Origin of the sequence: Paeniglutamicibacter kerguelensis (assembly GCF_017876535.1) — a bacterium.
Lineage (GTDB): Bacteria > Actinomycetota > Actinomycetes > Actinomycetales > Micrococcaceae > Paeniglutamicibacter > Paeniglutamicibacter kerguelensis.
Map to the genome: position 1 here is coordinate 3,539,314 of NZ_JAGIOF010000001.1, position 12,886 is coordinate 3,552,199.

At 64.3% G+C, this 12,886-nt stretch carries 14 protein-coding genes; 5 read left to right on the plus strand and 9 right to left on the minus strand.

What is annotated here, in order from left to right; genetic code table 11:
* Positions 1–2 precede the first annotated feature (2 nt).
* The 4 genes from JOF47_RS16130 to JOF47_RS16145 form a co-directional block, all read right to left on the minus strand.
* Positions 3–413 (minus strand): DUF2695 domain-containing protein, encoded by a 411-nt coding sequence (locus JOF47_RS16130; protein ID WP_210000246.1) that lies wholly within the window; start codon positions 411–413, stop codon positions 3–5.
* 181 nt (positions 414–594) lie between these two features.
* On the minus strand, positions 595–1,800 hold the full coding sequence (locus tag JOF47_RS16135) for a pyridoxal phosphate-dependent aminotransferase (protein ID WP_342592815.1): 1,206 nt from the start codon (positions 1,798–1,800) through the stop codon (positions 595–597).
* Between the two features lie 124 nt (positions 1,801–1,924).
* Entirely contained in the window at positions 1,925–2,290 is a 366-nt protein-coding gene (gene trxA, locus JOF47_RS16140; RefSeq protein ID WP_210000249.1) for a thioredoxin, read from the minus strand.
* A 319-nt stretch (positions 2,291–2,609) separates the two neighbouring features.
* A complete protein-coding gene (locus tag JOF47_RS16145; protein WP_210000250.1) occupies positions 2,610–3,443 on the minus strand; it encodes an oxygenase MpaB family protein in 834 nt (277 codons plus the stop codon).
* 204 nt (positions 3,444–3,647) lie between these two features.
* Between JOF47_RS16145 and JOF47_RS16150 the strand changes: the two genes are divergently transcribed.
* A complete protein-coding gene (locus tag JOF47_RS16150; protein WP_210000251.1) occupies positions 3,648–4,814 on the plus strand; it encodes an N-formylglutamate amidohydrolase in 1,167 nt (388 codons plus the stop codon).
* Positions 4,815–4,902: 88 nt separating this feature from the next.
* On the opposite strand, the gene JOF47_RS16155 is transcribed toward JOF47_RS16150, so the two are convergent.
* The 3 genes from JOF47_RS16155 to rlmN all read right to left on the minus strand — a co-directional run bounded on the left by JOF47_RS16155 (position 4,903) and on the right by rlmN (position 7,391).
* Positions 4,903–5,529 carry a mycothiol-dependent nitroreductase Rv2466c family protein gene (locus tag JOF47_RS16155; RefSeq protein WP_342592816.1) on the minus strand — a complete coding sequence of 209 codons (627 nt, stop codon included), beginning with the start codon at positions 5,527–5,529 and terminating at the stop codon, positions 4,903–4,905.
* Positions 5,530–5,671: 142 nt separating this feature from the next.
* On the minus strand, positions 5,672–6,139 hold the full coding sequence (locus JOF47_RS16160) for a carboxymuconolactone decarboxylase family protein (protein WP_210000252.1): 468 nt from the start codon (positions 6,137–6,139) through the stop codon (positions 5,672–5,674).
* A 46-nt stretch (positions 6,140–6,185) separates the two neighbouring features.
* Entirely contained in the window at positions 6,186–7,391 is a 1,206-nt protein-coding gene (gene rlmN / locus JOF47_RS16165) for a dual-specificity RNA methyltransferase RlmN (protein ID WP_245356917.1), read from the minus strand.
* Between the two features lie 408 nt (positions 7,392–7,799).
* On the opposite strand from rlmN, the gene JOF47_RS16170 reads away from it, so the two are divergent.
* The gene (locus JOF47_RS16170; protein ID WP_210000254.1) at positions 7,800–8,078 is read left to right on the plus strand and encodes a hypothetical protein; all 279 of its coding nucleotides are present in this window, start codon (positions 7,800–7,802) and stop codon (positions 8,076–8,078) included.
* A gap of 211 nt (positions 8,079–8,289) precedes the next feature.
* A complete protein-coding gene (locus JOF47_RS16175; RefSeq protein ID WP_210000255.1) occupies positions 8,290–8,856 on the plus strand; it encodes a MarR family winged helix-turn-helix transcriptional regulator in 567 nt (188 codons plus the stop codon).
* A 35-nt stretch (positions 8,857–8,891) separates the two neighbouring features.
* On the opposite strand, the gene JOF47_RS16180 is transcribed toward JOF47_RS16175, so the two are convergent.
* The gene (locus JOF47_RS16180; RefSeq protein ID WP_210000256.1) at positions 8,892–10,367 is read right to left on the minus strand and encodes an SDR family oxidoreductase; all 1,476 of its coding nucleotides are present in this window, start codon (positions 10,365–10,367) and stop codon (positions 8,892–8,894) included.
* Positions 10,364–11,179, minus strand: a complete 816-nt coding sequence (locus tag JOF47_RS16185; RefSeq protein WP_210000259.1) for a tryptophan-rich sensory protein — start codon at positions 11,177–11,179, stop codon at positions 10,364–10,366. The genes JOF47_RS16180 and JOF47_RS16185 overlap by 4 nt, the downstream gene beginning before the upstream one ends.
* Positions 11,180–11,297: 118 nt before the next feature.
* Between JOF47_RS16185 and JOF47_RS16190 the strand changes: the two genes are divergently transcribed.
* Complete coding sequence (locus JOF47_RS16190; protein ID WP_210000262.1) at positions 11,298–11,795, plus strand: MarR family winged helix-turn-helix transcriptional regulator; 498 nt, start codon at positions 11,298–11,300, stop codon at positions 11,793–11,795.
* The gene (locus JOF47_RS16195; protein ID WP_210000264.1) at positions 11,792–12,883 is read left to right on the plus strand and encodes a polyprenyl synthetase family protein; all 1,092 of its coding nucleotides are present in this window, start codon (positions 11,792–11,794) and stop codon (positions 12,881–12,883) included. Before JOF47_RS16190 ends, JOF47_RS16195 begins: the two co-directional genes overlap by 4 nt.
* Positions 12,884–12,886: the final 3 nt, after the last annotated feature.

A 12,886-nucleotide genomic window follows, 5' to 3' on the forward strand; every position in this document is an offset into this window, starting at 1 on the left:
GGCTAGGACGCCTTCCTGGCGCCCCTGTACACTCCGCCGCCCCACTGGATGCCGCTGCGCATGAACCACAATGCGCACGGTTTGATGGTTCCGAGCCGGACGCCGTGGCACTGCGGGATACGCGTCTCGTCGACCTCTCCCTGGTCGTCGAGTTCCCACATGGCGTCGTTGGGGTGGAAAACGTTGGCCATGACCTCGCAGTCGCAGTATCCGCCGAGTTCCGGGAGCTTCCGTTCCAGCGCGGTGGCACGCGGAGCGCGCATGTCGCGATAGGTCTTGGACCATTTCAGTCCGTCGCACCCGTGGGCGAGCATGCGGAAGACATAGCAGGCCAGACATTCATGGCGCCACGGCAGCAGCATCCGCACGTTCTTCAGCGCGTCTTCGAGTTCTTTGTCGGGGTACTGTTCCATCGCTTCCTCCTGGGCTTGGCGTGCCTCAAGGATGGAATGGATTCGCGCGCGGCGGCCCGTTCGGCACGAAACCTGTGGACAGAGTTCCGGCGGTTCCGCGCACGGAAACACCCAGTGCGGACCAGTCCCCCGAACCCGGCACCCGGCCAGGCCTGGCTTGGTCTGGTCTGGTCTGGTCTGGTCAGAGCCTCGCCTGGAAACGCACAATCCGTTCGATGGCCTCGATGACGGGGCCAAGACCCGCGGCGAAGCTCAACCTCACGCGGCGGCCCCCGTCGACCTTGTCGAAGTCGATGCCCGGGACGATCGCCACGCCCTCGGCCTCCAGCAGGGCAGCGCAGTATTCACTGGAATTAGCGAAGGATCCCAGCGCATCGCCAAGGTCCGCGTAGAGGTAGAAGGCGCCATCGGCCGGGGCGCATTCGCCCCAGCCCAGGCGCGGCAGCGCCTCCAGGAGCGCGCCGCGCGCCCTGGAGAATTCGGCAACCCGGGCCTCGGCCTCGCGGTAGGATTCCTCCCCGAATGCCGCGAGCGCCGCGTATTGGGCCGGCGCCGGCGGGCAGAGCGCGACATTTCCTGCAAGCGCATCGACGGTGCCCACCAGGTCATCGGGAACCAGCGCCCAGCCCAGCCGCCACCCTGTCATGCCCCAGTACTTGGAGAAGCTGGAAATCACAACCGTGTCCGTGTCGATCTCCCACGCGCTGACCGAGCGGCGGGCCTGGGAACCCGGTTCCGGATAGTCGATGCCGTGGTAGATCTCGTCGCTGATCAGCCGGACCCCGCGCTCGCGGCACCACGCGGCCAGCTCGGCAAGCTCAGCCCCGGAGACCATGGTGCCCGTCGGGTTGGCCGGGGAGGCAAGCATCAACCCGTCAAGGTGGCCGTGCTCCTTCCAAGCGGCCTCAAGCAGTTCGATGCTCGGCTGGTAACGGGATTCCAGTCCGGCCGCCAGTTCCACGACCTCGACGCCGAGCGTGCGCAGGATGTTTGCATACGCAGGGTAGCCCGGCCGCGCCAGCGCCACCTTGTCCCCGGCGTTGAACGCCGCAAGGAAAAGCAGCATGAAGGCCCCGGAGCTGCCGGTGGTGATTGCGATGTTGGAAGCAGGAACCTCGATGTTGTACCAACGCTTGTAGTGTCCGGCGATTGCCTGGCGCAGTTCAAGGATGCCCAGCGCCGGCGTGTACGTCATCGGCGTGCCGGCCAGATGGATCTCCGCGGCGCGCCTGGACACCGCCAACGGCGCCCCGCCGCCCGGCTCCCCGGCACAGAGGGAAACCACGTCGCGCCCCGCGGCACGCAGGGCCGCGACCCTGTGAAGAATGCTCATGACCTCGAAGGCCGGAACCTTGGCCCGTCCGGCCACCTTGAGACTGCGCTGCACGATTCCTCCAACGGTCGATTCTTTTCGGCTCTCCCCAGCCTGTCACAAGCGACACGCAAAACGGCCGTGGCCCCGTCCGGATGACAAACCGGTCGGGGCCACGAAGGCAAGAATCGCGCAGGAATCAGGCGTCTGCGCGCTGAGCGATGTCCTTCTTGATGGCTTCCATGTCCAGACCTTGGATCTGGCCGATCAGGTCCTCGAGCGCCTCGCCGGGCAGCGCGCCGGGCTGGGAGAAGACGAGGATACCGTCGCGGAAAGCCATCAGCGTCGGGATGGAGGTGATGTTGGCGGCGGCGGCCAGCTGCTGCTCTGCCTCGGTGTCGATCTTCCCGAAGACGATGTCCTCGTGCTTTTCGCTGGCGGCCTCGAACACCGGCGCGAACTGGCGGCAGGGGCCGCACCATGCCGCCCAGAAATCCACCAGCACGGTGCCCGGTGCGGAGATGATCGATTCAAAGTTTGCTGCATTAAGTTCAACTGAAGCCATGGATGCTTCATCCCTTCGGGAGGTGTGGATATGGACTCCGAACGAATCCCCAAATGGCCTAACCATACCCGCAGGGGTATTATTCCGAGTGAATGTTTCTTTTCTTCAACAAGGAGTCACCATATGTGCAAGAAGGTCACCTGCGAAAGCTGCGCAAAGCCAACCTGGGAAGGCTGCGGCGAGCACATCGAAGCTGCACTCGGCGATGTTGCAGTGGCCGATCGCTGCACCTGCAAGTAGTTCCCCGATTTTCGGGGTTGGGCCCGGCAGCTGCCGGGCCCAACCTATTTAAGCGCTGCTCTTGGCCGGCGCCGAACCTTCATCCGGCGGTCGTTGCTCCGCCCAGGCCATCCAGACGCCGCAGGTAGTAGTGCATCGGAAAATGCCGGAGGCGGCGCGGCATGATCCGCACTGCAACCCGGGCGCACCGAAGCGCCCGTTCCATGCGCCGCTGTTGGCATTCGGTCCAGCCGAAGCCATACATGGAACGCACCGATTCGGGGAGCAACCCGATCGTCATGAACCTGGCCATCGGCATCAACGCTCGCACCCAGAGTGGCGCATGCTGTGCCGCGAGAAGTTCCGTTGCCACCTCCCGTACCGGCCGATCGACCTCAAGCTGTGCGCACGTGCGCGCCCAATACTCCGCAAAGTCCGTACGGTTCGCGGGCCAGAATCCTTCCGGCATGCCCAGCTCGGTGCCCAACACCGCGTACTCCCGATAGAGCCTTTCCGCGGTTTCGTTATCCATCGGCGGCAACACCATCTCATGGATTTGCATGGCCGAATCATAAAGCGTCGCAGCGACCCACAATTGCAATCGCGGATCCCGTGCCGAATAGGCCGGATGTGATCCGTCCGCGGCGACCGGGGAGCGGACCGGGGCGTGGGCAACATGCACCATCTCCCGCACCTTGGCCCGTTGTTCCTTGGTGCCGTTGCTCTGGGCGTAGACATAGGTCAGTGTGCCGTGCAGCCGCCCGACCGGATTGGTGGCGAAATTCGAATGCCGCGCCACTCCGTGGCCCACCGGAGCCAGGGCCAACTGAAGCAGGATTGCGCGCCCTGCTCCGAGCAAGTAAACGCTTTCCGGCGCGTACCTGCCCAAGACCGAATCCGGCCCGAAACCTGCCGCTGGAGCTGGTTGGCTCATCTGTTTTCCATTCATTAGCGATGGGCCTCGCTTTTGCGACATCCCCATCCCATTGTGTCCTGCCATCCTGAGCGAGTTCCGATAGCCGCCAGCGGTTCCGGAATTATTTGCCCCGTTGCTATCCAGTCGGACATACCAGCCGATAGGCTCAGGTCAAGTCACTGAAGCACCTCAGAACAACAGTATCGCCACGAGGAGAACCGCATGTCGCAGTCCGATCAGCCGGCGGCCGCCAAGCCAGGCGCACCGGTGCTCATTCCCGCCGGTGAAACCTTCACTCCCAATGAGATCACCTTCTTCAAGGACAAGGGCAACCGCACCCTGGAGCAGGCCATTGCGGAGGCCGACGTGCTGGTCAACTGCCCGCACGCCGGGGATGCGGTGCCCGAGGAACTCGCCGGATTCCTGGCCCCTGACATCACCCAGCGCCTGCAGTTCGACTACTCGGACCGCACCGCCGGGCACATCGTGCGCAACTGGGCGCAACTGGATCCGCGCATCATCTACGTCGAGAACCCCCACCCGCGGCTGCTGCGCGATCCCAACCGGCCGCGGCCGGCGAACCTCGGGGCACAGCTGCGCGAGGCCTTTACCCGGGTGCGCGACGCCGGGGTCTGGAACAAGGTCGACCTGACAGGCGTGGACACGATCCGCCCCGTCACCTTCTCCTTCTTCCCCCTGCTGCGGGTACCGGATTCCGACGCCGAACTCGAGGCGATGGTCAAGGCCTTTGAATCGGTCGCCGAGCGCGGCCTGGGCGTTTACGAATCAACAAGGAATTCCATCCGCAATGCCATGGTTGCTACGGCCTCCGAGCGCGTTAAAAACGGCGGCCGGGCCCAGGTCACCACGCTGTCGTTCCACGACGCCACGAACCACTTCACCACCCGCGACGGTGCCGTGAACGTGTTGCGCGGGCGGGCCGACCAGCTGCCGGACATCGTTGTGCTTTCCAACCGAGGGGATGCACTGGGCAACAGGCGCGGGGAGGATGTCATCACGATGGACCCGGAGGCACTGCGCGCGCTTGCCGATTGCCACCGTACCGGGTTCGACGTGGCATTCGACGCCGATGTCGCCCTGAACACCCCCTATCTGGGCAGACAGGAAATCATCGCCTCCGGGGAACGCTTCAGGAACCTCACCGATTCCACGTTCACCCTGGAATCGGGCTCGGGGACCGTCCAGCTCGGCGCGGTGCAGGCCGAGTTCCTGCGCGACTACCTGCTGGGACCCGCCGCAAGCGCCGAACTCCAGCTGCCGGGCACCGGGTGGCCCGACGAAGACACCGAGTGGACGGCGACGCTGGCACGGCACTGCATGGCCAGCTGGAACGAATTCCGTGCCTGGTTCACCGCGCAGGAACCATAGCAAGCAACGGAAACTCCTGATCCAAGGTCGCAAGAACGGGGATGCTGCCCGTTGCGACCTGGCCCCTTGGCCGTTCCGGTGGCCTGGATTAGTCGAACTGCGGGTCTTCGGTGCGGGTCCGCTTGATCTCAAAGAAATGCGGGAACCCGGCCAGCATCACCGTGGCATCCCATAGCTTTCCTGCTTCCTCACCGCGCGGGATTCGGGTGATGACGGGGCCAAAGAAGGCATTGCCGTTGACGGCCACAATGGGCGTGCCGACGTCCTGGCCCACGCGGTTGATGCCATCGGAATGACTGGCACGCAGGGCCGCGTCGTAGGTGTCGGTGGTGGCGGCGCCGGCCAACTCGGCGGGCAGGCCAACCTCGGCCAGGGCGTTGGTGACGACGAGGGCGAGGTCCTTGTTGCCGTTGACGTGGATGTCGGTGCCCATGGCGTCGTAGAGCGGCTTGATGACCTGTGCGCCGTGGGAAGCGGCGGCGGCCGTGATTACGCGCACGGGGCCCCAACTCTGGGCGAGCATGGTGAGGTAGTCCTCGGGGAGGTTTTCACGGTTTTCGTTGAGGACCGACAGGCTCATGACGTGCCAATCTACGGAAATGTTCCTCACGTTTTCCACCTCGCCAATCCAGCGCGAGGTCGCCCAAGCGAACGGGCAGATGGGGTCAAACCAAAAGTCGGCTTTTTCGGTGGTGGGCACTGTGCTTGTGGACACGGTGCGCTCCTTTCAACATGGGGCACCGCGATATTTACGCGGCTATCAAGCAAAACAGCGAAACAGACCGGCTTGTTCCCGCGTGGCCACTGCGTCGACGTCAACCACGAAAAAGTACTGGGAAGACGCAACGCTTCAAAGACTAGTACTTGCGCACCCGCACCGGGTGCTGCGAGAGGATCGAGACGCGGTTGAACGCGTTCATCGCGATGGCGGCCCACTGCACGGCGGAGAATTGCGCGTCGGAGAGCACCAGCCGGGAGGATGCCAACTCCGCAATGCGGGATTCGGAATCGGGAAGCGTGGTGGTCGCCTCGGCGACGGCAAGTGCCGCCGACTCGACGTCGTTGAAGAGCGTGGTTTCGCGCCAGTTGGGGAGCACCGCGATGCGTTGGGCGCTCTCCCCCGCTTCGAGCGCCTGGCGCACGTGCATGTCCAGGCAGAAGGCGCAGCCATTGATCTGCGAAATGCGTACATTCAGCAGTTCAATGAGGCGATAGTCAAGGCCCGCGGCTTCGCCCGCGGCCTTGACCTTCAGGGAGAAGGCGTTGAGCGCCTTCCAGCTATCGGTGTCGGACTTGTCAAGGAAAAACGGATCAGATAAAGACATGTGAAACCTTCCTCAAAGACAAGCCCGGCCGATAGGGACGAGTGTACTACTCGGCTGCCGCCAGCTGGCCGCAGGCGCCGTCGATTTCCTTGCCGCGGGTGTCGCGCAGCGTGGTTGGCACGCCTGCGGATTCCAGGCGGTCGATGAACTCTGCCGTGACGTCCTTCTCCGAGGCGGTCCAGACGGAGCCCGGGGTCGGGTTCAGCGGGATCGGGTTCACGTGGACCCAGCCGCGGCCGCGGGCGTTGAGCTTGCGGGCCAACAGGTCCGCGCGCCAACCGTGGTCGTTCATGTCCTTGATCAGCGCGTACTCGATGGAGACGCGGCGGCCGGTCTTCACGTAGTAGTTGAACGCAGCATCCAGTGCCTCGTCGACCTTCCAGCGCGAGTTCACAGGGATCATTTCGTCGCGCAGCTCGTCATCCGGCGCGTGCAGCGAAAGCGCGAAGGTGACCGGGATGCCCTCTTCGGACAGCTTGTTGATCGCCGGAACCAGGCCCACTGTGGAGACGGTGATGCCGCGGGCGCTCATGCCCAGGCCCTCGGGGACGTCGGCCACCATGCGGTGCACGGCGTTCATCACACGCTTGTAGTTGGCCAGGGGCTCGCCCATGCCCATGAAGACAATGTTGCCCACGCGCTCTTCTGGGTGCTTCTGTCCGCCCAGTCCGCCCTCGGCAATGACGCGGTTGGCCTGGACGATCTGGTCCAGGATTTCGGCGGTGGACATGTTGCGGGTCAGTCCGGCCTGGCCGGTGGCGCAGAACGGGCAGTTCATGCCGCAACCGCATTGCGAGGAGATGCACAGCGTGATGCGGTTGCTGTAGCGCATGAGCACCGACTCGACCAGCGAGCCATCGAAGAGGCGCCAAAGGAACTTGATGGTCTTGCCATCGTCGGTGGCCAGTCGCTTCACCTCGGTGAGCAGCTTCGGGAACATGACCTCGGCGATCTCGGCGCGGCGGTCCTTGGGAAGGTCGCTCATCAGCTCGGGATCGGTGGTGTAGTGCTGGAAGTAGTGCACGGAGAGCTGCTTGGCGCGGAAGGCCGGCAGACCGATCTCCTTGAGCTTGTCGGCGCGTTCGGCCAGCGTGAGGTCGGCCAGGTGGACCGGCGGCTGCGAGACGCGCTTCTTGGCGGTGAACTGCAGCTGCGGACGACCGTCGTCGCCCATGGCCTGCTTCCAGCCTTCGGCGGTCGGGCGAACCTGCGCGCGACCCTCGGCCTTGGCACGGGATTCGGAGATGCGCATTTGCTGGGCGCCTTGGGCGGTTGCCTGGGCGGCACGGCGCGCGGCCACGTCCTCTGCGCTGGGCACAGTTTCGGCAGGCACGGTCTCTGGGGTGTTTTTGGGGGAAGTCATCCCTATCATTCTCCCATGCATGTCCAGCATATGGGCGGTGAGATTGGGCACCACGCTTTACCCATGTGCTGAACGGGAGGCTGACTACGACAAATCTCCGGGAGCCCGCCGGTCCGCAAGACAATTTGGTTGTCGCATCCGCGCGGCGGTCCGCGATGGCCGACGCCCAAACGTCTGGAAAATGGTCCTGATTTGAAAGAACGTGACCAGGCCAAGGCATCCAACAACAGGTCGGGCTCTACGATACGGCTCATATTTATCCATGTCAGCCGTTGGTCTTCCGAGAGCATCAGAAACATGGCCAATAAAGATGCAGTTCCCGCACAAGAGACAATCAGCAAGGCCGGAGATGGCTTGGAAACAACCGGTATCTTCATTTCGGTGTTGTGCTTGGCGGTAGGCTGCCTAGCTCTCTTCGCTTCCGGTACCGGGACGCCACTCCTTGGCGTCGGTTTTGGCTTGCTGCTGATGATTACCGGCTACACGAAAAAGACCTCGGCAGCCACGATGGCGATGTTCATCATGCAGGCCCAAGCCCTTGAACAAAAGACTGAAAATAAGGTGGGCGAAGAATAGCCGCCCCTGCGTCTGGGCGAGCTTGCCCGAGTCATCGATCGCCAGGAGTTACGATGTGGCCCGTCGGGTGCGCCGGCGGGCCAGTCCTGAAAACTCCCTCGCCTCTCCATACATGCGGCACCGCCATTGGAGTTGGGATGTCATTCACCCAAGAGCCGTATTATGAATTGGTCAACTACATCTGTGTGATTCGAGGAAAGCGGGGAAGCCAATGGAACGCGAAGAGCTTCCCACCATCTTCAACCTAGCCTCGAGCGACCCGCGCAGCGAACTGATCGACAGGTCCGGGCTGAGCGATGAAACGCTGCAGCAGATCGACCACATCATGGCGGAGATGGGTCGGCTACGCGCCGTCGAGCGCAAGATCTCCCGCGCCTCCCAGCGCTACATGAACCTGAACGAGACGGACATGCGAGCCATTCGCTTCCTGATCTCGGCCAAGAACACTTCGATATCGGTGACACCCGGCATGTTGGCCAAACACCTGGTGATCACCACGGCATCTGTAACCAAGATGATTGACCGCCTTGAAAAGGCGGGGCATGTGGTGCGCACTTCGCATCCGACCGACCGCCGGTCGCTCTGCGTCACCGTCACTGCCGAAACACACATGGCAGCACGCGAACAAGTTGGCCGCCACCACGCGGCGCGCTTCGGCGCCGCGGCGCGGCTCAGCGCCAAGGAACGGGAAGTCGTCATTCGCTTCCTCTCCGAGACCGCCCGCGATCTGGAGGACAGCATCGCTTCGGTCGGCGAGCGCGCCGGCGACGACGCGTAACCGTTCCCGGTCGGACTGTTTCCGGGTTCACCGGGTCAACCCCGATTCTTGGTTTCCCCAAGGTTTTCCGCGGCGGTGGTGATTCTGCGGGCCATGGAGGAAAAGATCACCCCGTGGAACGGCAGGATCGATAGCCAATAGAGGCGTCCGGCCAGCCCGCGGGGGAAGAAGACGGCCCGCTGCCTGTAGAGGCTGCCGCCCGGAATGGGTTTCACCGAGAGCTCCAACCAGGCCCGGCCCGGGACGCGCATCTCCGCACGCAGGCGCAACAGCTCGCCGGGCACCAGTTCCTCGACGCGCCACCAATCCAGTGCATCGCCAAGCGCCAGGGACTGGCGGCTGCGCCTGCCCCGGCGCAAGCCCACTCCCCCGGCCAGTTTGTCCATGAACCCGCGCACGGCCCAGGCTCCGGGAAGCGAGTAGTAGCCGGTGTCCCCGCCGATCCCCTGGATCACGGTGAAGAGCTGGCTCGGTGCGGCCGTGGTTGCCCGTTCCCGATCATCCGTGTAGACGGTTTGTCCCGCCCACTGGGGGTCGGAAGGCAGCGGTTCGGCCGGGGACTCCAGCGCGTGGGCCGTGGCCCATGTCGTTTCCACGGTGTCCGCCTCCATCTTGGCCAGCGCGAGCTCCACGGCCCTGCGGTACCCCGTCAACCCTCCTTCGGGACGTTCGATGATCGAGTCGATGTCCCTGTTGCGCATCACGCAGTCATGCTGCAGGGATTCGACCAGCGGTATCGCGAGGGATCGCGGAATAGGGGTGACAAGGTTGACCCATTGCGCCGCCAGCCACGGGGTCAGCACCGGGAGCGGCCAAATGACGGGGCGGCGAATGCGTGCGGCATCCGCATAGAGACGCATCATGTCGCCGTAGCTGTGCGCATCGGGGCCGCCGATGTCGAAGGCGCCGGAAATGTCTGGCTGGAGTTCCGCAGCACGGCCCAGGTAGTGCAAGGCATCGCGCACGGCGATGGGCTGGACTTTGTTGAGCACCCAGTGCGGGGCGGGCATCACCGGCAACACGTCGGTGAGGTGCCGGACCATTTCAAAGCTTGCCGAGCCCGAACCGATGATCAGCCCCGCCTGCAACGTCAGTGTGGGGATGCCGCTGGCTTCGAGGATCTCCCCCACCCTGACCCGTGAGGACAGGTGGCGGCTGAGTTCACCGTCGGGGTGCAACCCCGAAAGGTAAACGAAGCGTTCGAGACCTTCCGCCCTTGCCGCTTGGACGATGGTTTGCGCACAGCGTTCCTCAAGCGGCGCGAAGTCAGAGGTCCCTCCCATGGAGTGCACCAAATAGTAGAGGACGGCTGCGCCGCGGCAGAGTTCCTGCGCGGCGCGCAGATCGGTGAGGTCTCCCTCGATCACCTCCACCTCTGCACGCCAGGGAACATCGCGGAGGGCATCCTTCCGGCGGGTCAGCACCCGCACCTGGTGGCCGTTTTCCAGCAACAACGGGACCAGCCGCCCACCGATGTAACCCGAGGCTCCCGTCACTGCAATGACACTCATGGCTGTGCCTCTTGCATCTGCTTCCGGCGGGAAGTGAGCGCCACCCCGGCAACCACCGTGAACACCAGCAGGGCACCCGCTCCGATAAATGCAGTCACGGCGACAATCGTCGAAGACGTCCCTCCGTCGCTGCGACCGACGCCGATCCAGGCAATGCCCCACACCATGGCCAAGGCAGCCGACATCCGTCCCCTCGAATACAGCACCGTGGCGGCGCCAATGAGTACCGCGATGACGACCAACACCGCAGCCAGCGGTTGCGCCCAACCGGCATCGCTACCCACACCGAGGGAGGCCAGCCACGCCGCCATGTTCGCAACCGTCGCGACGCTCACCCACCCCAGGTAGGGCCCGAAGGTCAGCCACATGATCCAGCGCTCGGTCAGGTCGACGACGGGTTCCTGGACCAACAGCATGAAGATCCGGATCAGCACCAGAAGCAACGCAAGTATCACCAGGACGCTGATCCCCAGCCAGCCGAGCTGCACCACCGCAAGCCACAGGGCGTTGAGGATCGCCGAGGCGGCAGCCAGCGGCCGCAAAATGCGCTGGGTGGGGGAACTTCGGGCCGTTGCACCCAGCTGCCACACCGCATAGACGGCCAGCCCCAGGTAGATGAACGTCCAGATCACAAACGCTCCGGTGCCCGGCGCCACCAGCGTCGAATCGGCACCCAGCCATCCGTCGGCCGCATCCTTGATGGGCGTACCGCCCAAAGCCCCGCTGCCCACGAACGCCCCACCGATCGCCGCGAACACCGCCAGCGCGACCAGCAACGGGATCGCCATTGGGCTTTTCTCTTCGACGTGCATCTCGGTCCTCCTGTTCGAGGGATTTTTTTGCTTTGGTTGCCCGTCCCACTCGACAAGCAACAACTTGTTAACCCATGATGTATCTAGATAGGCTAGCAATCAACCTTTCGAGGTAAAGATGATTCGAGTATCCCCGGACGACGGGTCTGCGCTGCACCCCGCCTCGCGGTTGCTGCATGAGGTGCTGGTTCTCAACGATGCCCTCGAACACGCGATGTGCCGCCATCTGAACATCAATGAAACCGACTTCCAGGCCCTGCAGCACCTGATTCGCTTTCACTCCATGACCCCCAGCGAATTGGCCGCGCGGCTGCATATTTCGACGGCGGCCACCACCGCCGTCATAGACAGGATGAGCGAACGCGGCCACGTGCTCCGGGCACCGCACCCCAGCGATCGCCGCAGTTTCCTTCTATCCCCCAGCCCCACGGCAATCACCCAGACCCTCACCGCACTGCGCCCGCTCTTCAACGATGCCGAACGCGTCGTCCAGACCCTGGCTCCCGGCGAGCAACAGGCAGTGGTGCGCTACCTCGACGCCATGCTCGAGGCCATGCATACGCAGATCGACACCATGGACACCCCCACCACCAAGAATCGGAGCGGACGATCATGAGCCTGCCAACCCACAGCGCCGTGCAGACCCGCGGCGGAACGACGATCGATCCTTCGCCGCCCCTGGAACGGTCGGTTCGCCGTGAACTGGACGCCGTCATCGGCGAATACCGACAGACCGCGGCCGCGTACTCGCCGGCGACCGCGATTCTCTGGGAGCGCATCGGCACGGCCCTTGAGGGCGGAAAACTCACGCGGCCGCGCCTGGCCATGCTGGGCCACGAGGCCTTCGGCGGCCGGGACACCAGGCGCGTCATCACGCTGGGATGCGCGTTCGAGCTGCTCCACGGCTCGCTGCTGATGCATGACGATGTGATCGACAGGGACTTCACGCGCCGCGGACGGCCAACCCTCTCCGCGCACTACCGCGACGAGGCACTCGCCCAAGGAAAATCACCGGCCGATGCCGAGCACGCCGGCCATGCGGCCGCAATCATCGCCGGGGACCTCCTGCTGGCGGCCTCCATCAAGCTGGCACTCAAAGCGGCAGGTTCCCTGCCCGCGGCCGCCGCCATTGAGCACTCCTTCCACCAAGCCATCCACAATGCCGGTGCCGGCGAGCTGGAGGACCTGCTCTTTTCCCTCGCAGGTTCCCCCGCCAAGGTCCCCGAGGTGCTCCGCATGGAGGAACTGAAAACCGCCGCCTACTCCTTCCAGGTGCCGCTCCAGGCAGGTGCGCTCCTGGCCGGGGCCGACGCCGAAGAGGCGGCGGCCCTCGGGGCCATCGGCAGCCAGCTGGGGGTCGCGTACCAACTCATCGACGACGTGCTGGGGACCTTCGGGGACCCGGCGGTCACCGGGAAATCCATCGAATCGGATCTGCGCGAGGGCAAGAGCACCATCCTTACGGCGATGGCCTCCACGACACCCGCGTTCGCGGCGAACCTGCAGCTCTTCCGCGAACACCGGACGGACGTTGCAACGCTGCGCGAAAGCCTGCAGCGCACCGGTGCCGAATCCCTCGCCAGGCAGCTTGCCGAGGAACTCTGCCACGGCGCCACCCAATCGGCCCACCAGCTCCGGCTGCCGGCCCACGTGAGCGCCGCGCTGGAGGATTTCGCCTCACTCATCCTGCACAGGGGGGTCTAGCCA

Bases quoted from the DNA above. Each gene is read 5' to 3' on its own strand.
- JOF47_RS16170 (WP_210000254.1), top strand. From the start codon at position 7,800: ATGGCCAATAAAGATGCAGTTCCCGCACAAGAGACAATCAGCAAGGCC.
- JOF47_RS16180 (WP_210000256.1), bottom strand. From the start codon at position 10,367: ATGAGTGTCATTGCAGTGACGGGAGCCTCGGGTTACATCGGTGGGCGG.
- JOF47_RS16175 (WP_210000255.1), top strand. From the start codon at position 8,290: ATGGAACGCGAAGAGCTTCCCACCATCTTCAACCTAGCCTCGAGCGAC.
- trxA (WP_210000249.1), bottom strand. From the start codon at position 2,290: ATGGCTTCAGTTGAACTTAATGCAGCAAACTTTGAATCGATCATCTCC.
- JOF47_RS16130 (WP_210000246.1), bottom strand. From the start codon at position 413: ATGGAACAGTACCCCGACAAAGAACTCGAAGACGCGCTGAAGAACGTG.
- JOF47_RS16185 (WP_210000259.1), bottom strand. From the start codon at position 11,179: ATGCACGTCGAAGAGAAAAGCCCAATGGCGATCCCGTTGCTGGTCGCG.
- JOF47_RS16190 (WP_210000262.1), top strand. From the start codon at position 11,298: ATGATTCGAGTATCCCCGGACGACGGGTCTGCGCTGCACCCCGCCTCG.
- JOF47_RS16150 (WP_210000251.1), top strand. From the start codon at position 3,648: ATGTCGCAGTCCGATCAGCCGGCGGCCGCCAAGCCAGGCGCACCGGTG.
- rlmN (WP_245356917.1), bottom strand. From the start codon at position 7,391: ATGCGCATCTCCGAATCCCGTGCCAAGGCCGAGGGTCGCGCGCAGGTT.
- JOF47_RS16145 (WP_210000250.1), bottom strand. From the start codon at position 3,443: ATGAGCCAACCAGCTCCAGCGGCAGGTTTCGGGCCGGATTCGGTCTTG.
- JOF47_RS16195 (WP_210000264.1), top strand. From the start codon at position 11,792: ATGAGCCTGCCAACCCACAGCGCCGTGCAGACCCGCGGCGGAACGACG.
- JOF47_RS16160 (WP_210000252.1), bottom strand. From the start codon at position 6,139: ATGTCTTTATCTGATCCGTTTTTCCTTGACAAGTCCGACACCGATAGC.